Genomic DNA, 1152 nt, shown 5'->3' with positions numbered 1-1152 from the left:
GACGGCCCGCTGCTGGCCGTCCAGCAGCGCCTGCTCCGGCAGGGGGCCGAGGACCTGAAGGACGGCGCCCGCGACCTGCCGCTGGAGGCACCCGGCGGCCTCGACGCCGCCACCGTCCGCAGAGCGGTGCTGCGGCTGCTCCAGCACCACGACGCGCTGCGCCTCCGCTTCAGCGAGAGCGACGGCCGGTGGTCCCAGCGCAAGGGCGGAATCGCCGGCTCCGTCCCGGTCGACGTGCTGGACCTCACCGGCCGGGACCCGGCGGACGAAGCACGGCTGCTGAGAAAGGCCGCGGACCGGATGCGCGCCGGCTCGGACCCTGTCGGCGGACGTCCGCTGCGGATCGCCGTGCTCGACCGCCGCCCGCGGCCCTCCGGCCTGCTGGTCGTGCTGCACCAACTCGTCGCCGACACCCGGTCCTGGAGGCTGCTCCTGGAGGACCTTTCCGACGCGGTACGGCAGGTCCAGGCAGGTGGAGCGGTCGTCCTGCCCCCTGCCGGCTCCTTCCTCGACCGGCTGCCCCCGCCCGATCCGTCCGATGCCCACGGCCGCCCGGGAGCGGCGGCCGATCCCGGAACGCCGCGGAACGGCCGGGAACCGGCCGGCGAACCCCTCAGAGCGCACTGCGACGCCACCGTCCCGGGGCGGGCCGCCGCGACGGCGATCGAGCGGGAACTCACCCGCCTGTTCGACGGAGTCGGGCAGCCGCTGGAACTGCTCGACCACACCGACCGAAGCGGCGCGGACCGGACCGTGGGCCCGCTCACCGACTCCGAGACCGTACCGGCGGGTTCGGAGACCGTACCGGCCGGATCGGAGGCGGTACCGGCGGGTTCGGAGACCGTACCGGCGACACCGCCCGCAGCCGGCGACCGGCCACACGTCCCGCACCGCTACGAGCACTTCGGCGACCTCACCGCCGAGCTACTGGCACCCGGGTCACTGTGGACCCTCGCGCCGGAAGCCGAGCAGACCTTCACCCGGCCCCTCGGCGCCCGGCCCGACGGAGTCGTCGTCACCGGCAGTGTCCGCGGCGGACGGCTGGTCCTCGACTGGTGGGCCGCGGAGCCGCTGCGTACCAGGCTGCTGACGGCGGGCGTCCCGGAGCGGGTCGCCGCGCGGCTGGCGGCAGGGCGGACCCCGGGCGCCGGG

Annotated in this window: 1 protein-coding gene; it reads left to right on the top strand. The window is 76.2% G+C overall.

What is annotated here, in order from left to right; genetic code table 11:
* A partial coding sequence (locus tag ACYVE9_RS27720; protein ID WP_461030639.1) for a condensation domain-containing protein occupies positions 1–1152 on the top strand: 1152 nt, incomplete at both ends.

The organism is Streptomyces sparsus (assembly GCF_054776295.1).
Note: the sequence above shows the minus strand (reverse complement) of the source record. Positions and strands in the feature narration are given on the sequence as shown.